Here is a 1,659-nt window from a genome sequence, read left to right as displayed (position 1 = left end):
CTCAATAACATAGAAAAAGTGATGTGGAAGTTAGGGGTGGAAATAGAATGATCTTCTAAGACCCTCTTCCTTCTTATGGGATTCTACGAGTATTAAAACCAAGTTTACTTAAAACTTGATTTTAAATGTAGACCCTCGTAGGGAGAAACCGAAGTAGAGAATGAGAACAGTAATTATAAGATAATGGTCCCTCGCCCTATGAGGGAGAGGGTGTCCATTAGGACCGGAGAGGGTAAGATTGAAGAAAACAGGAGGAGTTAAAGTTGAAAAAAATAATGATGTTATTTTTATTAGTGAGTTTTATGTGTTTCGGAGAAGAGAAAATAGAACCCAAGAAATCGTACGAAGTTATTCAGAGGGAAGAAATTGATTTTTTGAAAACTCAGTTGATAAGATCAAATAATAAGATAGATGATTTGAGTGAAAAGATTGAGGAGTTAGAAGATAAAGGAGAGAATAATTTAGGATTAACTTATAATGTGGATCAGATCTATCAAAACTCTGTGCAGTATTATGATAGTGCACTTACAGACACAAAATGGTTAATTGAAAGAGTTGGAGTTATAGTATCTATTTTATTGACTGCTCTATTAGGTTCTACATGGTATATAAAGAATAATAATGACAAAAAATTAAAAGAGGAAAAAGAAGAGGTAACCAAAGAATTAGACAAAAGAATGGAAAGAATGTTGACAGAGAATGCAGAGTTGAAAAAAAAGGCAGTGGAACAAGAAAAAGAGGTGGAAAGAAAAACTTTAAAATTGTATGAAACTATAGAACAGACAAATAAAGAAATGGATGAAAAGCTAAAAGAAGTTGAATATAATACTGAATTTGCAATAGCAATTAATAGAAGTAAAAATGAGGATAAAATTGAGGAGTTGAAAAAACTAGTTAAAAAATATCCTAAGAAGGCTGAAATTTATTTTGAATTAGGTATTTATTTACTAAATGAAAAAAAATATGAAGAAGCAATACCGAACTTTAATAAAATAAATGAATTAGAACCTAAAAAAAATCGTGGATATGCCTTTTTAGGTCTTGCATATGAATTATGGGGAGATAGTAAAAAAGAAAAAAATTGTATAGGAGCAAAAAAACATTTTGAAGAGGCAATTAAAAATTATAAAGAAAAAATTAAATTAAATCCCAAATCTATAATGTACAAAGAAAGTCTGGAAGAAGTAGAACAAAAATTAAAAGAATTGGAAGGGAAATAGACCCTCTTCCTTTTTATGGGATTCTACGAGTATTAAAATCAAGTTTACTTAAAACTTGATTTTAAATGTAGACCCTCGTAGGGAGAAATTGAAGTAGAATAGAATAGGTCCCTCGCCCTATGAGGGAGAGGGTGTCCGCTAGGACCGGAGAGGGTAAGGTTAGGAGAGTAAGAAAAACCTAACTCTTCCTTCTTATGGTCTCCCTTCGCTAAGGAAACCAAAGTAAGATAGGTAGAAAAAACTATCGAAAGGGGTATGATATGTACAAAAAATTATACAACAAAATAGAAACTTTAGATATAAAGGGTGTAGGAGAAAAAACTATAGTTTCTTTAAAAAATTTAGGAATAAATACCATCATGGATTTGATATGTTTTTTCCCTCGAACCTATGAGGATAGGTCTAATATAAAAAAAATAGGTGATATCAGATCGGAAGA

Annotated in this window: 2 protein-coding genes; both read left to right on the top strand. The window is 31.0% G+C overall.

What is annotated here, in order from left to right:
* Positions 1-263: 263 nt before the first annotated feature.
* Positions 264-1,220: a hypothetical protein gene (locus WBG30_RS15145; protein ID WP_424505489.1), complete on the top strand. Its 957-nt coding sequence runs from the start codon at positions 264-266 to the stop codon at positions 1,218-1,220.
* Positions 1,221-1,480: 260 nt separating this feature from the next.
* The coding region (locus WBG30_RS15140) for a hypothetical protein (RefSeq protein ID WP_424505490.1) at positions 1,481-1,659 on the top strand (179 nt) is incomplete at its 3' end.

Source organism: Psychrilyobacter sp., from assembly GCF_049671765.1.
In the GTDB taxonomy this organism is placed as follows: Bacteria; Fusobacteriota; Fusobacteriia; order Fusobacteriales; family Fusobacteriaceae; genus Psychrilyobacter.
This window is presented reverse-complemented; position numbering and strand designations above follow the sequence as displayed.